This window comes from Flavobacterium polysaccharolyticum (assembly GCF_038739875.1).
Classification (GTDB): domain Bacteria; phylum Bacteroidota; class Bacteroidia; order Flavobacteriales; family Flavobacteriaceae; genus Flavobacterium; species Flavobacterium polysaccharolyticum.
The window spans coordinates 16,933-40,722 of the sequence record NZ_JBCGDP010000024.1 but is presented as its reverse complement, the minus strand read 5'-3'; the positions used below and the strand labels follow the sequence as shown (position 1 = coordinate 40,722).

The 23,790-nt window shown below is 33.0% G+C and carries 13 protein-coding genes; 12 read left to right on the top strand and 1 reads right to left on the bottom strand.

The window, feature by feature from the left end:
- Nucleotides 1-17: 17 nt before the first annotated feature.
- The 10 genes from WFZ86_RS18065 to ccrA all read left to right on the top strand — a co-directional run bounded on the left by WFZ86_RS18065 (nt 18) and on the right by ccrA (nt 18,304).
- On the top strand, nt 18-5,963 hold the full coding sequence (locus tag WFZ86_RS18065) for an amino acid adenylation domain-containing protein (RefSeq protein ID WP_342693233.1): 5,946 nt from the start codon (nt 18-20) through the stop codon (nt 5,961-5,963).
- 173 nt (nt 5,964-6,136) lie between these two features.
- Nucleotides 6,137-7,759: an MBL fold metallo-hydrolase gene (locus WFZ86_RS18060; protein ID WP_342693232.1), complete on the top strand. Its 1,623-nt coding sequence runs from the start codon at nt 6,137-6,139 to the stop codon at nt 7,757-7,759.
- A 63-nt stretch (nt 7,760-7,822) separates the two neighbouring features.
- On the top strand, nt 7,823-10,198 hold the full coding sequence (locus WFZ86_RS18055; protein WP_342693231.1) for a TonB-dependent receptor: 2,376 nt from the start codon (nt 7,823-7,825) through the stop codon (nt 10,196-10,198).
- Nucleotides 10,199-10,230: 32 nt separating this feature from the next.
- Entirely contained in the window at nt 10,231-10,959 is a 729-nt protein-coding gene (locus WFZ86_RS18050; protein ID WP_342693230.1) for a thioesterase II family protein, read from the top strand.
- Between the two features lie 142 nt (nt 10,960-11,101).
- Entirely contained in the window at nt 11,102-12,754 is a 1,653-nt protein-coding gene (locus WFZ86_RS18045) for a cyclic peptide export ABC transporter (RefSeq protein WP_342693229.1), read from the top strand.
- Between the two features lie 153 nt (nt 12,755-12,907).
- Nucleotides 12,908-15,283: a penicillin acylase family protein gene (locus tag WFZ86_RS18040; RefSeq protein ID WP_342693228.1), complete on the top strand. Its 2,376-nt coding sequence runs from the start codon at nt 12,908-12,910 to the stop codon at nt 15,281-15,283.
- The gene (locus WFZ86_RS18035) at nt 15,283-15,654 is read left to right on the top strand and encodes a hypothetical protein (protein WP_342693227.1); all 372 of its coding nucleotides are present in this window, start codon (nt 15,283-15,285) and stop codon (nt 15,652-15,654) included. The genes WFZ86_RS18040 and WFZ86_RS18035 overlap by 1 nt, the downstream gene beginning before the upstream one ends.
- 197 nt (nt 15,655-15,851) lie before the next feature.
- Nucleotides 15,852-16,028, top strand: a complete 177-nt coding sequence (locus WFZ86_RS18030) for a hypothetical protein (protein WP_342693226.1) — start codon at nt 15,852-15,854, stop codon at nt 16,026-16,028.
- A 267-nt stretch (nt 16,029-16,295) separates the two neighbouring features.
- Nucleotides 16,296-16,994, top strand: coding sequence for a 4'-phosphopantetheinyl transferase family protein (locus tag WFZ86_RS18025; protein WP_342693225.1), 699 nt, complete (start codon nt 16,296-16,298; stop codon nt 16,992-16,994).
- Nucleotides 16,995-17,056: 62 nt separating this feature from the next.
- Nucleotides 17,057-18,304, top strand: coding sequence for a crotonyl-CoA carboxylase/reductase (gene ccrA, locus WFZ86_RS18020; protein ID WP_342693224.1), 1,248 nt, complete (start codon nt 17,057-17,059; stop codon nt 18,302-18,304).
- Between the two features lie 120 nt (nt 18,305-18,424).
- Here the strand turns inward: ccrA and WFZ86_RS20450 are convergent, their stop codons facing one another.
- On the bottom strand, nt 18,425-18,592 hold the full coding sequence (locus WFZ86_RS20450; protein WP_425402887.1) for an integrase core domain-containing protein: 168 nt from the start codon (nt 18,590-18,592) through the stop codon (nt 18,425-18,427).
- On the opposite strand from WFZ86_RS20450, the gene WFZ86_RS18015 reads away from it, so the two are divergent.
- A complete protein-coding gene (locus WFZ86_RS18015) occupies nt 18,584-18,853 on the top strand; it encodes a type IX secretion system membrane protein PorP/SprF (protein WP_342693240.1) in 270 nt (89 codons plus the stop codon). The two genes, WFZ86_RS20450 and WFZ86_RS18015, sit on opposite strands and share 9 nt — an antisense overlap.
- 105 nt (nt 18,854-18,958) lie before the next feature.
- Nucleotides 18,959-23,035, top strand: coding sequence for a two-component regulator propeller domain-containing protein (locus WFZ86_RS18010; RefSeq protein WP_342693223.1), 4,077 nt, complete (start codon nt 18,959-18,961; stop codon nt 23,033-23,035).
- The last annotated feature ends 755 nt before the right edge of the window (nt 23,036-23,790 follow it).

Here is a 23,790-nt window from a genome sequence, read left to right as displayed (position 1 = left end):
CCCAAAAACGAAATGCAATGGTCAATTTATTAAACGAAATATATGAAAATAACATTACGGTAACACTGGATGGTACAGATCTTAAGCTTGGTTTTAAAGATGAAGTAATTGATGAGGTGCTTATCACAAAAATAAAAGAAAACAAGCAGGAGATCGTTTCTTACCTTACAAAATACGGTTCTTCAAACAAGCATAACTGTATTCCCAAAGTCGAATCACAGGAGAGTTATGAGGTATCCTTCAGCCAGCTGAGAATGCTCTCTTCTATTCTTATCGATACAGAAACAAAAGGATTCAATTATGCAATTCCGAATTCTATTAACCTTAAGGAGGAGATTAATGTTGCTAATCTTAAACGTGCAGTTTTTAGTACGATAGAGCGACATGAGTCTTTGCGTACAGTTTTTAGAATCAATGAAGAAGGGCAAATAAGACAACATATTCTTGGAAAAGAAGCGATTGGTTTTAACGTAGATTTTTTTGACTTTAGAAATTTAGATAAAGGAAGAGAACAGATACAGCAAATTACCAAAGACGACATCGAAAAGCCATTTGATATTGGTCAGGGGCCTCTAATAAGGGTAAAATTATTTCAATTACAGGATCGTGAATTTGTTTTTTATTGCAATATCCATCACGTAATAAGTGATTCCTGGTCTCTAGATATCTTATTTAAAGACATTTTTGCATTCTACACCTCTTTTGAGACAGGCGTTCCAAATCAGCTTTCAGAATTAAAAATTCAATATAAAGATTATGCAGCTTGGCAAAATGAACAACTTTCAAAAGGCTTATTTAAAAGTCAAGAAGCATATTTTAAAGAAACATTTTCAGGAGAGTTGCCTGTAATTAACTTTACAAATAATAAGAATAGACCAGCGGTGACAACGGTTAACGGATTTGCACTTAAATCCTATCTTTCTAAAGAAGCTACAGCTCGTTTTAAAAAACTTTGCTCGGACAAAAAAGGAAGTGTTTTTATGGGATTGTTGGCTGTATGGAATGTATTGCTGCATAAGTACACTAACAGTACCGACATTATTATCGGTACCGCTGTTGGAGGACGTGATCATGCCGATTTAAAAGAACAAATAGGTTGTTATATCAACTCATTGCCTTTACGAAATCAACTTAATCCGGAGCAAACATTTAGCAGTTTTTTTGATACCGTAAAAGAAAATACATTATCAGCCTTGGATTGTCAGTTTTATCCTTTCGACCATTTATTAAAACTAATCAATTACAATAGAGACATGTCAAGGTCTCCTTTGTTTGATGTTATGATTCTGCTTCAAAACGCAGTAGAAAATAACCATAACCATCAGATAAGTGAAGAGCAGATAAAAGAGATAAGAAGATTAGGAGAAACCTCAGTATTAACAGATTTAGACATCAACTTTATCGAAGAAGGAGATTATCTGGCTTGTCATTTAGTATACAACGCAGATGTTTTTGAATCTGAGTATGTAACTGCGTTGCTTATTCACTTTAAGCAATTGTTGGAGAGAATAATTTTACATCCCAATACACCGATCCAGGATATTGATTATTTGTCTATAAATGAGCGTGAAGAGTTATTATTGGATTTTAATGATATAACTTTAGATTATTCTCCAGAAGAAACATTGTTATCATTGTTTGAAAAACAAGTTAAAGAAACTCCTGATGCACTCGCCTTGTTTGTAGGGAAGAAGAAGTTTACCTACAAAGAGCTGGACGAAGCCTCAGCTGATTTAGCTCGCTATATCCATAAATACTACGAAATTGAAAAAGGAAAATTTGTGGGGATACAATTGGATCGTAATGAGTGGAATATTATTTCGATACTTGCGATTTTAAAACTGGGATGTGCCTATGTTCCTATTGCTCCTGAGATGCCTAATCAGGTAAAAGAACATATCGTTGCTGATACACAATTAGAATTGCTCGTGACAACAACATCATACATGTTTGATTTGGAATTTTATACTGGAGCATTAATGGCAGTTGATATCGTTTTTGATGCTAGTGATTGTGATCCGATAAAAGTTGAAATAACTCCTGCAGATTTAGCTTATGTTATTTATACTTCCGGATCTACCGGGTTGCCAAAAGGTGTTATGATTGAACACGGTCAGATTATAAATACAATCCTTTCTCAAATTGACTACTTTAAGTTAGACAAAAACAACAGAGGTTTGCAGTTCGCCCCTTTTTCTTTTGATGCCTCAGTATGGGAAACTTTTATGATTCTTCTCTCAGGAGGAAGTCTTTATATGGCAAGTGAAGAACAACGAAAAGATGCAGAAACACTGACCGCATTTATAAAAAAAAGTAACATTAACATTGCCACATTGCCTCCTTCTTACATCGCTCTGGTAGATATTGATGATTTAAAAGGATTAGAAATATTAATTACTGCAGGAGAAGCACCGGATTATGAAATTTTAAAACCATACTTTAAATACGGTACCTACTATAATGCATACGGACCAACTGAAACAAGTGTTTGCGGTACAATTTTCAAGATGCCGGAAGGAAATACACTCGCATACCGCAATATTCCTATTGGAAAACCAATATCAAATGCCAAAATTTATATTCTGGATAAATACAACAATTTGGTTCCAACGGGCGTGGTTGGCGAAATATGTATTGGAGGAACAGGAGTTGCACGAGGTTATCTGAACAGAGAAGAATTAACCAGCCAAAGGTTTATTGATAATCCCTTTGAAGGAAGCGGGAAATTATACAAAACCGGAGATTTAGGAAAATGGACCAAAGAAGGAAACATTCTTTATGAAGGACGAAACGATGAACAAGTAAAGATAAGAGGATACCGTATAGAGCTTTCCGCTATAGAGCAACAATTGTTAGCCAATGAAGATATACAGGAAGCAGTAGTTTGTGTAGAAAAAGGGTATGAGGAGTCCAAAGAACTTGTCGCTTACATTGTTGCATCAGTACCTATTAGCGCCGGAAATCTAAGATCTTTCCTGTCCAAGATTCTTCCGGAATATATGCTTCCTCAAAAATATGTACAGTTAGAGCAAATGCCACTTACTATTAATGGAAAAATTGACAAAAAAGCATTGCCTGCGTTACATAGCGCTACTGTCGTCGAAGATAATCACGCATTTGTTGAGGCAACTACCTCTGAAGAGAAATTGTTAGTAAGTGTCTGGGAAGAAGTTTTAAAGAAAGAGGGAGTTGGGATTAAAGATAATTTCTTTAGCATTGGTGGAGATTCTATAAAATCAATCCAGATCGTTTCAAAATTAAAACAGTATGGGTATGTACTTAAAGCAGGTGACATTATTTCAAATCCAAAATTAGAAGACCTTGTGCCTTTGTTACAAAAAAGCGATCAGGTTCTCGATCAGTCTGAAGTAGAAGGAGATGTGGTACTGACTCCAATTCAGGAATTCTTCTTTAGTAAAGTACGAAACAGGATTTTTAATGCGCCTCAATATTACAACCATACGGTATTACTTCAAGCAGAAGACGAAGTAGATGCTGGGGTTTTAAAGAACTGTATACAGCAGTTGGTCAAACATCATGATGCATTGAGGATGGTATTTCCAGTTGAAAATAAGGAAAGAAAACAGTATAACAAAAACGACAAAGAAGACAGTTATACTATTCATTTTTATGACTTACGCAAAGATGATGACTATTTAAACAATATTAAAAAAATTGGAATAGAGCTGCAATCTTCTTTTAATCTTGAAAATGGGCCGTTAGTAAAAATTGTTCATTTTAAATTAAAAGATGGCGATCGTATCGGATTTATTATTCATCACTTAGTCATAGATGGTGTTTCTTGGAGGATTTTATTACAGGACTTTGCCGATTTATATACACATATAAAAGCTGGTAATCAATATATATTGCCTTATAAAACAAGTTCGTACCAAAGTTGGGCAAGTGAACTGAAAGAATACGCTCAGAAACTGAAAAACACTGAAGAACTTTCGTATTGGCAGGAAGTATGTCTACAACAAGGAAGTCCTTTGCGACCATTGGAGGAAAGTGAAGTATATAAACTGAACTGCGATTCAACAACGGTTATGGTTTTAGATAAAGAAAGTACCACTCTTTTACAAACTTCAGCCCATGTTCTACACAACACGCAGATAGATGATGTAATCCTGACTTGTCTTGGACTTGCAATTAAAGATACATTGCAAAAAGATCAAGTAATCATTCAAATGGAAGGTCACGGTAGAGAAGAGATTATTGATACTATTGATATTAGCCGAACTGTTGGGTACTTTACATCATTTTATCCTTTTGTATTAAATGTATCAAAAGAGGAAGCTTTAGAAAACTTACTGAAGGTAAAAGAAGATCTGTCAAAAATTCCAAATAAAGGGATAGGATATAGTGCTTTGAAATTTCTAAATGATGATGTAGAGTTGAATACGACCTTTGATCTGGAATACAACTATCTGGGAGATTTTGGATACAATGTGTCGTCAGAAAAAGATGCCATATTTAAGTACGGAACGGAGAGTTTAGGAGGCAATTCAAGTTCTGAAAATCATAACAATTTAGGATTGAGTGTAGTTGGAATGATCTCCTCAGGAGAGCTTAAAATGGGAATTGGATATTCTTCTCTACTATTTGAAAAGGAAGTAATGGATAAATTATCGGGCAACTTTAAAAACCACTTGGTAACACTGGTAAACCATTTAACCATACTCAGTGAAAGTCAGGCACATATCAGTGAAGATCCGGAAATCAATACAGCAGCTGATTTTGAACTTACACCTAATCAGAATTTCATATTAGGTAAGACAATGTCACAAGGTATTATAGGTCCTATAGTTGCGCCTAAGTTTGGATCAAAGAAAGATTTCCTAAAAAAGTTTAAATCCTTTATTGAGATCTTTCCAATTTTGAGAACTCAGTTTTATAAAGAAGATGATTTTGTAAAACAGCGTATGTTGCCTTCTTCAGAAGTTGAAATTGATTTTCATCAAGCAACTACAATCGATCAGGAGCAATTTACTTCTTTACTATCAAAACCGTTTAACGTAATTGGAGGGGCATTAATCAAAGTACTTCTCATTCAGGATATAGAAAATCAGGCAAATCAAAACTCTTGTATATATCTAAGTATACATCACGCGCTCACGGATGCTTTTACAAATAAGTTTTTGATCAAAAATCTAAGAGCTTTTTTTAATGACAAGCCTTTAGAAAAAAGCCATACTTTATACTATGAATTTGCGATCTGGCAAAAGGCCTACCTGCATACGACAGAAGCAAATGAGCATAGAAAATACTGGCTGGAAACTCTGAAGGATGTCGTAAGAAAAGAAACGACTGAGGATGACCCGATTGGCTTGCAGGATTGTATACAGCAGACTGTCTGGATAACAGGAGATAGTTTTATAGACTTCTCAAAAATAATAAGCAAAACCGGTCTGACGTCTTCTGCGTTTTTCACAGCTCTGCATCAGTTAATCCTTTACAGACATACAGATAAGGCTTTACAACTAATTTTGGTTCAGGCTCGTGAATTAGGGGCTAAAGATATTGAGAGCCATAAAGTACTGGGAGTTGTTAATAATTTTCTGCCTTTACCGGTTCTGAAGTCCTCTGATGCAACAGAAAGTAGTTATATTAAAGAAGTTTATAATGCTTATATGGAGGCACTTATGCATCAGCAAATTCCTTACGAAGTAATTTGCGAAGACATAGAACGCATGTATGAAGTTTCGGTAAAAAGCGAAATAGGAGGGCTTCTGAATTTTATTATCACCGAAAATGAAAAACAGCTGGAGTTTGCTGCAACAGAAAATAAAGTGACTTATTCTAAAAACGATTTTACGCAGGGAGTAGATTTAATTTGTAACAGTTATTCAAATGCTGTTGAGGTTAGCATTTCCTGCTCTTTAGAAAAGTACAATAACTTATTTCCTAAAGACTTTGACTTCAAAAAATACTTGTTTGAACTTTCACAAGAAATGTTTTAGGATTACCCGATAAACCGAAACAATGTTTCGACACTTTACGAGAATAGGTAATAGGCATATAAAAAAAGCCTGATTTACAATATTCTGGAAGCATCTTGTGCGTAATTTTTAATCAAATACATCAATTTAAATAACAACAATATTTATTAACCAAACTCTGAAAATTAGAAAAAATGGAAATCCAAAATCATGATTTAGTATACATTAAAAAGAATTTAGCTATTGAACCTTTGGTAGACAATTGGTATGCTTGGCCACACTTAATATCGCCAGCTACTGCAGCAATGAATATTAAAGACCGACATTTGAAAATTATGACATCATATGTTCAAAACCCTATGATTCACGCGGCGGCGGTAAAAACACCAAAAATGTTAGGAGGTCCTTTTATTGATTATGATGGAAAAAGAGTAGATGAAATAAAAGGGCTTATCGAAAATACGAAAGAGCAATGTGCTGATCTTTTGCAATTGAGAGAAGATGTATTTGCGCTTAACGATATGTTAAAAAAAGAAGCCAAAGGATACGCGCTTATTGATTTATATAATAAAATACCAGAAAGTTTGCAAGGTCTTGTAGAATTGGTCTATGACATCAACAACAATCCTTCATTCCGTATTTTTGAGTCATTACTATACGAAACAGAGTTTTATAAAGAGTCGCTTCAGAGTTTCAATTTGTTTTTAGTACATGACGATGATTCGAGATCATTTGTATTGAGTACACCAAAATTACCAGGAGAAAATATTTTAAGGATAAATCTGCCTTTTAAAAGTGAAAAAATTGATCAGCTTTTTGAAATGGAAGATCACCCAAAGACATTTAAAGAAATTGCAGAAATATTTGAGATTGAGCCGGAAGATATTCCTTTGTTTAAATCTTTTTTCACAACAGAAAAATCGAAGAAATACGAGCGTTATACCGGAGATGGTGTGCTGACAAGATATTTCGGCCATGCCTGTATTCTTACCGAAACCAAGAACACAACAATATTGGCAGATCCTTTAGTTAGTTATGGCTATGAGTCGGACATATCCCGATATTCTTATGATGATTTACCGGAATCTATTGATTACGTATTGGTAACACACAATCATCAGGATCATATTCTCTTTGAGACTTTATTACGCCTTAGACGCAAGATCAAAAACATTATTGTTCCTAAAAGCAATGGAGGGTTCCTTCAGGATCCAAACCTGAAACTAATGTTTGAACGAATAGGATTTAAAAACATTATCGAATTGGGAGAGATGGAGACCATTCATTTTGAAGATTGTTCCATTACTGGATTGCCATTTGTTGGAGAACACTGCGATCTGGATGTAAGAAGTAAATTATGTCACCATGTATCTTACAAAGATGGATTAAAAGTATTGTTTGCTGCTGATTCCTGCAACGTATCTCCAAAATTGTACGAGCGTATTCATAAAGTAATGGGAGATATCAACATCATCTTTTTAGGAATGGAATGTGAAGGAGCACCATTATCCTGGTTGTATGGACCACTAATGCCAGAAACTTTAGCCAGAGACAAAGACGAATCTAGACGATTGGCAGGATGCAATTTTGAACAGGCCAAAGCATTGGTGGATGTTTTTAAGCCTAGTGAAGTCTTTGTATATGCTATGGGTATGGAGCCCTGGCTTAAATATATAAGCTCAATTAAATATACGCATGAGTCAATTCCAATTGTAGAATCAAATAAGTTGCTGGAGTATTGTGTAGCCAATAATATTGAACCAGAGAGACTTTATGGAGAGAAAATAGTTGAATACAAAAACAGTCTAGTTTATTAGTTAAGTGTTTGATAAAAACAGTATAAAAGTTCTTAATTCCGCAAATAAGTAATAATTAATATTATGATAAAATCAATATTCACCTATGCACTAGTCTTTTTAGGGATCTCTAGCCTATCCGCCCAATCACTAATTCAGGTTTCAGGAACACTAACCGGAGAGGATCCAAATGAAAAGCTGGCCTATGCTTCGGTTATTGTCAAGCAGGATGCGTTGATGGTAGAAACAGTGATTACTAATGATAAAGGAGTGTTCAAAATTGAAGGAATCAAAACAGGAAAGTACACGATCGAGTTCCAATTTTTAAGTTTTGAAAGCTCAACCATAACATTAAACGTTGATGGTTCCAAATCCATTATTAATCTTGGATCTATTAAGTTAAAATCTAAGACAACTTCTCTTGAGGAAGTCGTTATTACATCAGAAACTTCTCAAATGGCACTAAAACTAGATAAAAAAGTATTTGATGTAGGAAAAGATCTTGCTTCAAAAGGAGGGTCAGCAACACAAGTGTTAGATAATGTGCCTTCTGTTAGAGTAGAACCTAGTGGTAGCGTAAGCCTAAGAGGAAATAGTAATGTGCTTATTCTTATTAATGGTAGAAAATCAGGATTAACGTCGACTCAGGGATTAGAACAAATTCCGGCTGAATCAATAAAATCAATAGAGTTAATTACAAATCCTTCTTCACGTTATGATGCGGCTGGGTCGGCTGGAATTATTAATATTATTCTAAAAAAGAATAATAAAAAAGATTTAAGCGGTAGTATTACCTTGTCAACGGGAGTACCAGCTGATCATAGACTATTAGGGAGTATCAATTATAAAAAAGGGAAATTTAATTTGTTTTCTAATTTTGGGGTTCGCTATTCCGATTATGTAGGGCTTAACACCAGAAATCAGATCAGTACATCAGATGGAAAAAATCTTTTTTTAATGCAGAGAGAAGATCAGGATCGACATGATGATGGAGGACTAGTGTATTTGGGACTTGATTATGCTATAGATGATAATAATTCAATTACAACAGCATTTTATAGAAATCAGACGAAAGATAAGGATACAAATACTCTGAATTATGAGTTCTCAGGTGAAGGAATTAACAATACGCATATTCGAACAATAGCTGATTCAGAAGAAGAAAGAAGTTACAATCAATTAGAATTTAACTATACAAGAACTTTTAAAAAGCCAGGCAAAAAATTCACAATAGACGGTCAGTATGATTTTTGGAATAGTACAAAAGACTTTAATATCCAACGAAGAACAATTACGCCTAATAACGGAGATCAGTCTGTAATCAATACAAAATCTAACAGAGCAAATGATGATGTTGTGATTCAGTCTGATTTTGTAGTACCTGTAAGCGAAACAGCAAATTTTGAAACAGGAGTAAAAGTGGAACACAGATTAGTATCTACTGATTTTGCAGCAAATGAAGAATCAGCTGGAGTAGTAAATCCAATAGACGGTTTTAACAATGGTTTGGATTACAGAGAACAGATTTTAGGAGCATATGCACAATATGGTAATAAGATAAAAAAATTCAGTTATCAATTAGGGTTAAGGACAGAATATACAAGTATTGAGATTAAAGATCAAAATACTGCAAAAGTTCTCACTGATAGTACTTATACAAGGTTATTTCCATCAGTAAATTTAAGTTATGCACTGACAGAGAAAACAACGGCCCAATTGAATTATAGTCAGCGTATTAATAGACCTAATTTATTTCAGTTAAATCCTTTTCCAGAACTTCAGGATTTTAACTCACGTATTTTTGGTAACATTAATTTGATACCCTCCTTAACAGATGGCATAGAGTTAGGCTTTTTAAGTAAAATAAAAGGATTGGTACTTAATCCTTCATTATATTATTCAAAGACAAAAAACAACTTTCAATATTTTACCACACAAAATGAAGATGATGTTTTTGAGACAGTTTTATTAAATCTTGATGAAGAAACACGATTTGGATTGGAAATGTCGGCTCAGTATGCTCCAACAAAATGGTTATCGTTAAGTGCAGTTTTTAATGCTTATAGTTTTGATCAAAAAGGAAGTACAGGAACAACTAATCTTGATTTTTCCGATGAGACTTGGACATCAACTCTATTAGGTCAGGTTAAGTTTCCTAAAAATTTTACACTTCAAACTAAATTAGAATATCAGGCACCAGTTAGTAATGCTCAAACGAGAACAAAATCATATTACTATATGAATATGGCCTTAGGAAAATCTTTGTTTAAGAATAATGGGACATTGACACTTGGAGTAAGTAATATTTTTAATAGCCGAAAAGTTATAGAAACAACAATTGGTAATGATTTTGTAGTACGCCAGATGACAAACTTTAATGCAGCAAGATGGAATCTTAACTTTAACTATAGATTTAATAAGGCAAAAAACAGAAAAGAACATCAAAGTAATAGAGAATAATATCCCTAAACGAAATCTAAAAAAGAATTACTATGTATGCAAATCAAAAAATACAGATTTTTCTGCTTCATTTTGCAGGAGGTAGTTGTTACTCTTTTGATTTTCTAAAAAATGAGATTCAGAATGATTTTGAATGTCATGCTCTAGAACTTCCGGGAAGAGGTAAAAGAAATCAGGAATCACATCTTTATAAAAAAGCAGATGCAATTCATGATTATGTTTCACAAATTAAAAGCTTAAGAAATAATAATCAGCCCTATATTATATATGGTCATAGTATGGGAGCGACATTGGGTTTATCGGTTACAAAAAAAATGGAAGAACATTCAGATCCGCCAAACATATTAATTGTTTCTGGGAATCCGGGTCCTGGAGCTTCATTTAATGATAAACAAAGACATGCTTTGGGCGATATTGAGTTTAAAAAAGAGCTAAGATCATTAGGAGGTGTGCCCGAAGAAATTCTTGAAGATGAAGATTTGTACAACTATTTTAGCCCTATCATGAGAGCTGATTTTCAAATCTTAGAAAAAGATAAACTCTCAGAAGTGGGGCTCCTAATAGAAACCCCAATTTTTGCTGTAATGGGCGATCAAGAGGAAACTGTTACCGAGATCGAAAATTGGAAACTGTATACCAGTGGAAAATTTGATTATCAGGTATTGTCTGGAAATCATTTCTTTATTCATTCTCAGGTAAAAGCATTATCAAAAATTATATACGAATGTGCTACTTATTCGATGGTAAGTATGTATAAATAACCTCTTTTCTCGTAAAACTAAATACATTTTGTTATGCTTTCGCAAGCATGCATGATAATCCCACCTGAAAATGAATCAAATAGATAGATTTCCCTGTGTCGTGGGACTGGGGACTATTTATAATTTTATTAAACTATAAAACATGGAAAAAAATATATCAGAAATTAACGACTCTAAACTCATACCCTTAAGACCCTTAATAGGATACTCTGTGCTCGCTATAATTTCAGGATTGTCAGGGTTTGCTTTTATTACAATTATTAATAAAATTATAAGTAATTCTATTACTTCAACAGAAACAGTTTCATTACAAAACTACCTGTACCTTTTTATAGCAGTAATTGCAGTTTTTTTTATTTCACGAAGATGGCTGGCAAGCGGTATTATAAGGTTGTCCCAAAAAATATATTGGGATATCAGAAAAGATGTAATAAAGCTTATACTTAAAGCACCTTACAGAAAACTTCAGGAATATAAAGAAGAAGTCTATGCAACATTAACCACAGATGTGAACCATATTTCGAATGCATCTTTAATGATTATTACTTTTTTTTCGTCTATAATCCTAATATTTGCTTGTTTAGTCTATATGGCTTTTTTATCCTTAAAACTATTAGGAGTCAGTGTGGTTGTGATTGCTCTGGGAGTTGTAGTATATACCATACGCTCAAAAGTCAGTAATAAGCAAATAAAAGAAGTAAGGGAAATGGAAAAAACATTTATTGCCATTTTTAACAGTATTCTAAACGGAGCAAAAGAGATCAACATCAACGCTGACAAAGGAACCCAGATTTATGATGAGAAACTAATGAAAGTAGCAACCACAGGAGAAACAAAATATGTAGCAGCACTTTTGAAATATCTCAATAGTGAGATTATTAGTCAGTTATTGTTCTATGGTTTGATTACTTTTATTCTAGTATATTCAGGACCAGTATTTCAGACTCCCGTAGCTACCAAAGTGAGCTTTATATTTGTTTTATTGTACCTCATGGGGCCTATTGTAAGTGTAATGACGATTATTCCTGTTATGAGCAGAGCTAACGTATCGCTTAAAAAAATGAAAAAGCTTAAAATAGACCTTACAAAACTTGAAAAATTGAAACAGTTTGATAACAAAGGACAATACAAAGATTTCTTAGATTTAAAAATACGCAACTATGCATTTTCTTATGGTGAAAATCAATTTTCAGTAGGTCCCATTAATTTTGATATAAAAAGAAATGAAGTTATTTATGTATATGGTGGTAATGGAGAAGGAAAAACCACATTTATAAACACTGTTTTAAATCTTTTTAATCTTGATAATGGCGAAGCTTATGTAGATAACGAACTAGTTCCTTTAAAAGAAATAGAAAAAATAAAAAATCTTTTTGCTCCAGTATTTAGTGACTTTTATTTGTTTGATGAGTTCTACGGAATTTCAAACGTTGATTACGAAAAAGTTAATAAATATCTCGAATTGTTTGAGTTAGACGAAAAAGTACATATTGAAGATGGATATTTTTCGACCACACAATTGTCTACGGGACAGCGAAAACGACTGGCTTTAATTAATACATTATTAGAAGACAGACCCATTATTGTACTTGACGAGTGGGCAGCAGATCAGGATCCCCATTTCAGGCATAAATTTTACACAGAAATTATTCCTTTGCTGGTCCAGAATGATGATAAAACGATCATTGCCATAACTCATGACGACAGATATTATTATACAGCAGATACCTTGTTCAAAATGGAATACGGTAAATTAGAAAAAACAAACATTTCAGAACTTTCCGCAATCTTTTAAAAATATAATTCTTCTTTTATTGAGCCACTAATCTATGTTATACTGCAAAGTTATAATAGATTGGAACCCTTTTGCTTTGTATTAACCTGAATAGGATGCTCAACGAAGAAAGTTATCATAAACTTTATTATTTAAAGATATAATCTCAAGAAAATGAAAAAAGCAAAAATTTTTAAAATAGTACTTCTAGTCCTATCATCTTTGGTTTGGATATTTATAACCACGTTTAGGCTAGGGCCATTTGGATCGTTAGGATCGTTAACAACTTATAAAACAGGTTTGTTATCTGTGCCGTTACAAAATGATGAAAAAGTTGAAATTCATAGTGGCAAAAAATTAGATATTTATGTAGACAATACTGGAATTCCCCATGTATATGGTACCTCAAAAAATGATGCAGCCTATGGTTTAGGATTTATGCATGCAAAAGATAGATATTTTCAAATGGAAATGATATCTAGAACTGTACAGGGAAGATTGTCAGAGTTTTTGCATTCAGGAACATTAAAGTCTGATAAATTCTGGAGACCTTATGAGTTCGAGCAAAAATCAGAAGAACTTTTGCAAACCTATAAAAAAGAAAATCCAAACTTTTATGCTTATCTGCAAGCCTATTCAGATGGAGTAAATGCATATCTGGACAATAACGAAAATGCAGATCCATTGTATAAAGCTTTAGGAACAGCACCTAGAAAATGGAAAACAGAGTATTCTTTACTCTTTACCTGGTACATGAGTTATACACTAACCTATTTTGATCATCATGTTGAGCAACAGGAACTTTTTAAAAAATTACCAGAACAGCTTAAAGACTATTTTTATCCGTTACAGCCAAAAGGAATTAATACTATTTTGCCTTCTAATACGGCTCCGTCAAATATTAAATTGCCAAATTTAGCCACAACACCTTTAGCTATAACTACTTTCGACAAACAGGAAAAAGAGCAATCATGGTTTGATTTAGGAGATAAATTAATGATAAACAATAAATTTTATAAAGGTATTGGAAGTAATAATTGGGTTGTAAATAATACTAAAACAAAAGAGAAAAATAATATCCTGGCCAATGATCCTCATCTATACCTGACTTTGCCTGAAGCCTTTTATGAAGCCCATTTGGTAGCTGGTAAATTTAATGTTTATGGTTTTACCATTCCAGGGGTTCCTGTAATCGTAAGTGGTCATAATGATAAAATTACATGGGGAATTACTAATGGAGAATGGGATTTAGTTGATCGCTATAAACTTCAGGTAAAAAATGACAGCCTATATCTGTACGAAGGCAAATGGATTCCTTTTAAAACCAAAAGTTACACCATCAAAATAAAAGGGAAAAGTGACTTTATAGAAAAATATAGAAGCACAATACAAGGCAAAGTAATAAAAGAAGAGGACGGTCAGTATTATGCACAACACTGGTATGCTGCTGAAAAAAGCAATTCAGTAAAGGCAATGTTCGAAGCAATGCAAAGTCATAATTGGGAAGGATTTTCAACAGCGTTAAAAACATATAGTTACCCACCTCAGAATTTTGCTTATAGTGATGTCGATAATAATATTGGGATTGTGTGTGCCGGTGAGTTGCCCAAAAGGAGTGCCGACTATGTAGGGCAATTGTTGGATGGTACAAAAAAACACATTCAGACGAAGCCCTTAGCTGCTTTTTGGTCTGCTTATAATCCAGAAAAAGGCTTCTTGTTTTCTGCAAATCAGCAGCCAATTCAGAATGATGTTTACTTTGGAGCGCACGGTTTAAGTGACACCTATAGAGCTCATCGTATTTATTCTTTACTAAATGACAATAAAAACTGGACCGTAAAAGATATTCAGAAAATGCAAAGTGACGTAGTGGACATTTCACTGAATGACTTTAAAACTTTAATGAAGAATTATACCCTAAAAGAGAAGTACAGTGATATTATAATGAAATTAAAAGGATGGGACGGGAGAATGGAAGGTAAGGATAATCAGCCTTTAGTTTTTGAAATATTGAGAGGTGTTGCGATAAAAGAAGCGAAACAGTTTGCAAAGACAAAGCTTAAGGTAAAAAAAGAACCTTCATTACAATATTTTTTAAAATATTTAAATGATAAGACCTATAATGTAGCAGGAGGTTCTGATAAGCAAAAAATAGTAGATGCTATTTTTGAACAAACACAGGATAGCTTAGTAAAACGTTTTGGAAGTGAATGGAAAAAGACTGCATACAAAAATATCTCTAGATTCAATATCAATAATATTTTGTTCCTGCCTGGCTTAGGACAGGAAATTGAAAACATAGGAGGAAACATCAATACAATCAATATCAATACTGATAAATTTCACCCAGTTTTCCGTGCTGTTTATGAAATAAAAGACAAAAAGATACAAGCAAATACGATTTTGGCTGGAGGTCAGAGCGGTATTATAAATTCAAAACATTACAGAGATCAAATAGAGCCGTGGAGAAAAGGTGAATACAAAAAGGCACAATTTGCAGCTAACCCTAAAGAATTGGAAAAAATAACACAAACTATAAAATTTAACTAATGAAAAATATATTGAATTACCTACCATTCGTAGTTGTATTACTAGCTCAGTTTCTAATAAACGACTATAATATAATAGTACTGTTTACTATTTTAACGGGTTTTGTTGCTGCTTTTATAATCGAGCGAAAAAGAGTTTTCTTAAAATGTTTCTTTATTGGAATTGTATTATTTACTATGGTATTTCTTATTTACGAATCTCGTGTAGATTATCTTAAAGCACTTCTGGTTAATATAGGATTTTCAAGTGTTTTAATTTATGTGTTTTTCCCATTGTTTAATGCTTTAAACACAGCAATTCTCTTCTTTTTTGGTTATAAAATTGGTGTACTTATTTCAGAAAGAAAACTTTCAGGAGCCAGTCAGGTATAGACCCTGAGAAACAACTGCATCGTCAGACAGTTTTTTATTTATGATTATAATCCTAATTAATGATGGTCGTCTCTTTCCAAAAGTGAAGACCATCTATAAGAGTATTGGCTTTCAAATCTAGCATACTTTGTTCTGAAATACCAATTCATTCTCTTATTCTTTAAAAACATGATCGATAACGAAAAAAAAATAAAAAGATGAAAGATCGTAAAATAAAATGCAATTGCACCAAAAATGGAGTAAAGTGCGCACTTAAAATAAATTTAATCAATTATGGAGCGAATGAATATGAGGCGACTACAAAAAAAGTTTCAGTTTGTCCTTTGGGAGTAGCAATGTTTAATAATGCCTCTAGAGCAAATAAAGTTAAATAAAAAAAGGTCATTCAATGTTAGTGAATCAGTTCTGACCTTTTAAGAGGTTTTTGAATGGACTGATTTAGATAAGATCAGTAGATATTCATAGGGAATATAAAACAGTTAAAATAGTATCTTCTGGTTAGTTGTACTTAATAATACTGAGCATGTTATTCAATAATACATAGTGTCATTGAAATCAAAAAAATAAATATTAGTAAAGTCTAATGCTAAATATATAATGAAACACCTCATTGTAAATTTTTTATACACATTTATTGTATTATGCAAAATTCTACACATTACCTAGCTTTTAATGATTTTAAATCTGTTCCGAAAATAGATTTAAAGGAAGATGAGTATTATTTATTTCAGTATTCAGGTAATTCTAATTTCGATCAGGGTATTCTCGAGTATTACTTGCAATTTTTACCTCATAAATTCAGGCAGGAAGTACTTAGATACAGAAGAGAAGATGACAGATACAATTGCTTATTTGGAAAATTAATGGTGTGTATGGGATCCCATATATTAGGTAATCATTCGTTTCAATTTGATAAAATTATTAAAGACAATTATGGGAAACCATATGTTGTAGATAGCAATTTGAATTTTAATATTTCTCATAGTGGTAACACAGTCGTATGTGTTTTTAGTAAACAAGATATAGGTATAGATATTGAGGAGATTAATGAAATAGATTATTCTTTGTTTGAGAACGTTTTCTCATCCAGTGAATTTGCAGAAATTAATGAAAAAGGATTAGATAAATTTTATGAATTCTGGACCAAGAAAGAATCTGTGATCAAAGCTATAGGGAAAGGAATGTCAATTCCACTTGCGGAAATTGAAATAGATAAAGGTTATGTAGCCTATGCAAATAGTATTTGGCATACAAAAAGTTTTAAAATTGGCAACAAGTACTGTTCAATTACCGCCAAGAGGGATCTGATAAAGGCCAAAGAATCACATATAATATTTTAGCCTTACTTTCTTGAAAACTTCTTATAAGATCAAAGTAAAATAAAAAGTTAACAAATTTAATTATGAAAAAAATAGCACTTGAACTTGAAAATGAAATAGTTTTAAAGGATCTATACGAAATTTATGAAACCCCGCCATTGGGGTACACACCTGCCTTAATGTATGCTTATGTAATTCGACCAGAAAATCATGGAACTCCTGATAAAGCATTTCAACTTGAAATTATTGCAACTCCAAAACTTGGATTTAATGAAGTACTGGTCAGAGTAATGTCCGCAGGAGTAAATTACAACGGTCTATGGGCAGGATTAGGAGAGCCTGCGTCACCTACAGCATTTCATGGTAAAGATTTTCACATAGCTGGGAGTGATGCTTCTGGTATCATATGGGAAATAGGAGAAGGATTAAAAAATAATCCAGAGTTTAAATTTAAAATTGGCGATGAGGTTATTGTTCACTGTGGGCAAACATGCGGATTATGTCAAGAATGTAATGGAGGCAATCCAATGCTTTGTGAATCACAAAAAATATGGGGATATGAAACTCCGTACGGTTCTTTTGCACAGTATACAAAAGTTCGTGCACAACAATTGCTTCTGAAACCAAAGCATTTAACATGGGCTGAAGCTGGAGGATATATGTTGACTTACGCTACTGTTTGGAGAATGCTATACGGATTTGCGCCAAACGATTTAAAGCCAGGTACTAATGTATTGGTATGGGGAGGAAGCGGAGGCTTGGGAGCAACAGCAATTCAATTAATTAAATTAGCTGGTGCAAATGCTGTTGCAGTTACTTCCAGCGATGAGCGCGGAGAAAAATGCATGGAATTAGGTGCTGTGGGGTATATTAACAGGCAAAAATTTAATTGTTGGGGAGCTTTACCAGATATTAATAAAAAAGAAGAATATAAAGAATATTTAAAAGAGGTTAGAAAATTTGGAAGTGCAATTTGGAATATATTAGGTAAGAAAGTTAATCCTGATATTGTTCTTGATCATATCGGATCTCAGACTTTTCCAGTAAGTACCTATGTTGTTAAATCAGGTGGTATGGTTGTTTTCTGTGGGGCTACATCAGGATTTAATATGTCATTCGATGCTTCATTTGTATGGATGCGCCAAAAAAGAATTCAGGGATCTCATTTCTCATCATTATTTGAATTGCATAAGGCAAATAAACTTATTGAAGATAAAAAAATTCGTCCCGTTATATCTCGCGAATTTTCATGGGATGAATTACCATTAGCACATCAGAAAATGCTTGATAATACTATTGAATATGGAAATGTTGTAATTAATTTAGTCTAACTAAAAACGAATTCATGGCTCTTAAATTTTATAAGTTCATCCAAAGAAGCAACTAAAATACTATTGTGTAAGCTTCCCATTTTTAGTACAAGTTAAAAGCAAACAATGTTTTACCGTTTATTACAGTTGAAGGGCTGAGTGAAGCGAAGGCGTAGCCGGAGCAGAACGAAGCCCTTCAACTGTTTTTTTTTTATAAGTCATAGGACTACTTCCCTCCAAGGTATGGTGAGGTCTGTGGTAATTATAGTCTTTAACCCATTGGTCGCTTAGTTCTTTGACCTGGTCAATCCTAGTGTTTTATTCAAATATGCAGAAGGAGCGCCATTTCAGGCCGATTTAAATCTTTTAATCAATTACAAAAATAAAGTAGAATTTGGCGGAGGCTACAGAACTTCTAAGTCACTAAACGTTCTGGCCGGATTTCATCTTTCAGATAATTTCAGGATCATCTGTACGTACAATAAATCAATTCATAATATTGTAATTCCGGACACTTTTGGATTAGTGTTAAATTATATTATAGATTCGGAAAAGGCTTTGAGTAATTAATCTCTTCAATTAATTTTGTACAATAACTATTTTATTAGAGGTAGTTTTATATTATAATTGTATTTTTCACACCTGATACAATTCACTAATTTTAAAATTATTTTCTTGAAAAATTTTGTACAACATCTTGTTTTATTAGTCTTTTCTTTGACTAGTTTTTCCCAAGAATTTTCTGTGAAGTTTCTCGATATTTCCGATGGATTGTCTAATAATTCTGTTACGACAATTTATCAGGATAAAGAGGGCTTTATGTGGTTTGGAACCTATGATGGTTTGAACCGATATGATGGATATAATTTTAAAGTGTATCGCAATAGGATTAAGGATAAAAATGCTTTGTCGTTCAATACAATTTATAATGTAGAGGGTGATGCTAAAAAAAACATTTGGGTTGGAGGTTCTAATGGAGCTTGTTTTTTTGATAGAAAAGAGTCTATTTTTATTCCTCTTCGATATATTTCAGTTACTAACAAAACGCATGTAGTGAAAGATGTGATTCACCAGATACGGTCGATTTCAGAAGAAATAGTATTGGTGGCTTCTCAAAATTTTGGTGTATTGGCCTACGAAAACGGATCATTAATAGGCAAATCGATAGCACTAGAGCAATCTAATACCAAAGCTGATGCTTACAGTTATAACGCTACGGTACTTGAAAATGATGCGAAAAATGCGGTTTGTTGGGTATATGTTAGAAATGTAGGTATTTGTAAGTATAAGTATCATTCAAACAAATTAGAACGGGTTTTATCAGTAGCATTGGAAGTAAAATGTATGAAACTTTCTTCAGATGCTATTCTTTGGTTAGGAACAGACGAAGGTCTCTTTGCATATAATGTCAAGACAAATTCACTTTCGGGTAATTGTCTAAAAAATAACTGTACGGTTACAAATATTCTCATCGATAAAAAAAAGGAAATGTGGATCACTACAGATGGTTGTGGGATCTATAAAGTATTCGATAAAACTAAAAAAGTGATTCCTTTTAATTTAGTAAATGGGCAGCAATTTGTAAAAAGTAATTCGATATGGAGCCTATATGAAGATTTTGCCGGGAATAAGTGGATTGGAACTTTGCGTGGGGGCATAAGCATGATTGGTAATAGTCCCAAATATTTTAAGCATATTAAATACAATACCAAAGTTAAGGAGCCTGCCGAAAATTTTATACTTTCTTTTTGTGAAGATGAGAAAAAAAATCTTTGGATTGGTACGGACGGAGCGGGTTTAAAGTATTGGAACAGAAAATTAAATACTTATGTTGTTTATAATAACTCGGCCAATGCATCTCATAGAATCACTAGTAATTTTATTACCAGTATTATAAGAGACAATACTAATGCAATTTGGGTATCAACTTGGGCTGGTGGTGTTAATCGAATTAATACTGTAACGAATACAATAAGCCATTTTTCATGTTATAATCCATATACCAAACAAATTGAAAAAAACATATGGTTTGTATATAAAGATTCTAAAGGAAACATTTGGGCCAGTGCTACCAATGAGGGAGTTTTATACATATTCGATAAGATAAAAAAATCGTTTGTAGTATACGATAAAACTATCGATAATTTACAATGCCTTATCGAGACAAGTGATGGAAAACTTTGGGGAGGCAATTACACCTCATTATTTGAAATTGACAAAGAGAGAAGAAAATACAAGAAAATTGCCATTGGAAATCCTATAAGAAGCATTCATGAGGACAAAGAGCGTAATCTTTGGCTAGGGACTCAAGAAGGAGGGCTTTTGTTATGGGACAGAAAGACCAACAAGTATAAAAGACTTACTACAGATGATGGTTTGCCGTCTAATACGATTTTAAGAATACTAGAAGATAAGGAAGGAAATTTATGGATGAGTACTTATAACGGCATTGGTAGATTAGATAAAAAGAGCAGGACATTTAGAAATTTTTCTGTAAACGACGGGTTGCAAAGTAATCAATTCAGTTTTAATGCTGGTTTAAAATTGGCCACTGGGGAATTTCTTTTTGGCGGGATAAATGGATTTAATTCTTTCTTTCCAGAACATATTAAACAATTTAATCAGAACAATAAGGTATTGCTGACGGATTTTTATGTAAACAATCAGCCTATAGAACAAAGTAAAAATGAACTGATTACGGACTGGGATTCTGGTAAAATTAAAGAAATCGATTTGCCCTACGATCAAACTACATTATCTATAGAATTTGTAGCACTAGATTATAATAATACCGATAAAATTAATTATGCCTATTTTTTAGACGGTTGGGATGATCAATGGAATTATGTGGGACAAGACAGAAAAGCTAATTATGCTAAACTGACAGAAGGAAAATATGTATTTAAAGTAAAAACGACCAATTTTAAGGGCGGATGGAATAAAGAGGAACGTTTAATTACGATTATTGTCTCACCACCATGGTATAGAAGTTGGTGGGCCTATACCTTCTATCTGCTGGTTGGAGCGGGAATTATTTATGGGTACATCAAATACAATGAAAACAAAGAAATATTAAAGTATAAAGTAAAAATTGCAGAATTAGAAAGAATAAAAGAAAAAGAAATTGCAGAGAAACAATCATCCATGTTTACTTATATATCGCATGAATTTCGTACGCCATTGTCTATGATTATAAACCCACTGAAGAAAGCGATTACAAAAAGGGATGAAGAAAATAGTACTACTGTAAGCGATCTAGTCATTGCTCATCGGAATGCGAGGAGACTTTTGAGTTTAGTAGATCAGTTGTTGCTTTTTCGTAAAGCAGAAAATGATGCGGACGAACTGAGATTGTCTGTCGTAAATGTTAATGATCTATGTTATGAGGTCTTTCATTGTTTTATGAATCAAGCAAAAGATAGAAATATTGATTATACTTTTCAAATACCAGAAGATAATATAAAAATAATTGGAGATTATGAAAAAATAGAGATATCAGTTTTTAATTTGATATCAAATGCTTTTAAGTACACTCCAGTTGGTGGAGAAATTGGTCTGATGCTCACAGAAACAGAAACGGATGCCATCATTGAAATTTCAGATACTGGAAATGGAATTGCAAAAGCAGATTTGGAGACGATCTTCGAAAAATTTAAGCAAGTAAAGGCTAAAGCGCCTGTAGGGGGTAGCTCGGGCTTCGGAATAGGGCTTTTTATTGTTAAGTATTTTGTGGAGAAGCATAAAGGAACTGTGAGTTGTAAAAGTGAGCCGGGAGAGGGAAGTGTATTTAAATTAAGATTTTTAAAAGGCCAAGACCATTTGGGAGAGGTACAAATTAGCACAATTATACCAAAAATGAGCCCTTTAGTCGAAGAATTGATGGAAGACGATACCAAAGAAAGTATGGAGCTTCCATCAAATACAATATCTGAAACCGAATGGCATAAAGTAATGCTCACTGACAAACGAACGCTGCTGATTATTGATGATAATGCAGACATACGAAATTATTTGATTGGCCTTTTCTCAGACAGGTATATAATATACAGTGCAGAGAATGGTGAGGAGGGCTTGAAACGCACAAAAAAATATATGCCAGATTTGGTGATTAGCGATATTGCTATGGATGGTATGGACGGACTTGAATTATGTCGACGAATAAAAGAAAATAGTAGCCTTTCGCATATTCCGGTAATATTATTAACAGCATCAAAAAATCCCGAAACGCATTTACAAGGCATAAGTGATGGGGCAGATGATTACATTACGAAACCATTTGATGACGATTTGTTGGTGGCTCGTGTGGAATCATTGTTAAAAAGTCGAAGTAATTTACGAACCTATTTCTTGGATAGCATTACGCTTAAAAAGAATACACAGAAAGTTCCTGCAGAGTACCAAGAGATGCTTAAAAAATGTATTGATATTATTGAAGCCAATATCCATAAACATGATTTTTCTATTAAAAATTTTGCTGCCGAGATGGGGATGAGTCATCGAACACTATATACTAAAATTAAAATTATTTCTGGACAAACGCTAAATGCATTCATACGATCCATTCGCATACGAAGAGCTGCTATGCTAATGCTTACTGAAAATATGAATATCGCCCAAGCAAGTGCCGAGGTGGGTTTTGAAGATCCAAAATATTTCAGACAGCAATTTGTAAAGCTATTCGGAATGACTCCTTCTGAATACATCAAAAAATACAAGAACTCCTTTAATGCTGATTTGAATACTATCAAATAGTGTTTTATTTTTCTGATAACGCAAAGTTGTTAGCAATATAAATTATCATATTTTATTTCAATTTTGATTGTAAAATATTTAACTGACAATTTACTAAACAGTATTCTCGCAAAGGTTCAAAGACGCAGTCAATAGGGCTTTCTTTGCGGCTTTGCAAAAACATGACATATTTTGTTCTCATTACTTAATGGTATATTAAAATCAAAAAATCCGTATAAGAATATCATATATTTTGATGCTTATGCGGATTTTTTGATTTAGACTAAAGATGCGAAACAATAGGAAGTCGACTTAACTCTTAATTTAATTCTAATATCGTGGAAAATTTTTAATGTTCTAAAAAATAATAATTACACATCGTTTATAAAATAGTAGTTATTTTTTGTCATTTCGTATTTTTATCACCTAAAAACTGTGTAATTGCAATTTTACCCTCCTTTTTTTTCCAATTTACCCCTCCTGAAACTTTACAACTAATCATTACTTTGCGCTTATAGTTGCTACAACGTTATATTATTATCAATTTAATAAATTTTGTAAAAGAATAGTTATAGGAAGCCGCAAAGTCAAATCAATAAAACGTTTTCGTAATCTATAATAAATCATAAATTGATAATTAAAGTACTATCAAAAGATGAAATAGTAAAAAACACAAAGGAAAAAAGAATATTGGTTTGATCCTTAGTCTGATAGTCCTTTCGAATATTTTTTTTCGTAAAAATTAAAAATGTCCAAAAAACACTTATAAACAATCA

Bases quoted from the DNA above. Each gene is read 5' to 3' on its own strand.
- WFZ86_RS18055 (WP_342693231.1), top strand. From the start codon at position 7,823: ATGATAAAATCAATATTCACCTATGCACTAGTCTTTTTAGGGATCTCT.
- WFZ86_RS18035 (WP_342693227.1), top strand. From the start codon at position 15,283: ATGAAAAATATATTGAATTACCTACCATTCGTAGTTGTATTACTAGCT.
- WFZ86_RS18030 (WP_342693226.1), top strand. From the start codon at position 15,852: ATGAAAGATCGTAAAATAAAATGCAATTGCACCAAAAATGGAGTAAAG.
- WFZ86_RS18065 (WP_342693233.1), top strand. From the start codon at position 18: ATGGTCAATTTATTAAACGAAATATATGAAAATAACATTACGGTAACA.
- WFZ86_RS18040 (WP_342693228.1), top strand. From the start codon at position 12,908: ATGAAAAAAGCAAAAATTTTTAAAATAGTACTTCTAGTCCTATCATCT.
- WFZ86_RS18025 (WP_342693225.1), top strand. From the start codon at position 16,296: ATGCAAAATTCTACACATTACCTAGCTTTTAATGATTTTAAATCTGTT.
- WFZ86_RS18060 (WP_342693232.1), top strand. From the start codon at position 6,137: ATGGAAATCCAAAATCATGATTTAGTATACATTAAAAAGAATTTAGCT.
- WFZ86_RS18045 (WP_342693229.1), top strand. From the start codon at position 11,102: ATGGAAAAAAATATATCAGAAATTAACGACTCTAAACTCATACCCTTA.
- ccrA (WP_342693224.1), top strand. From the start codon at position 17,057: ATGAAAAAAATAGCACTTGAACTTGAAAATGAAATAGTTTTAAAGGAT.
- WFZ86_RS18050 (WP_342693230.1), top strand. From the start codon at position 10,231: ATGTATGCAAATCAAAAAATACAGATTTTTCTGCTTCATTTTGCAGGA.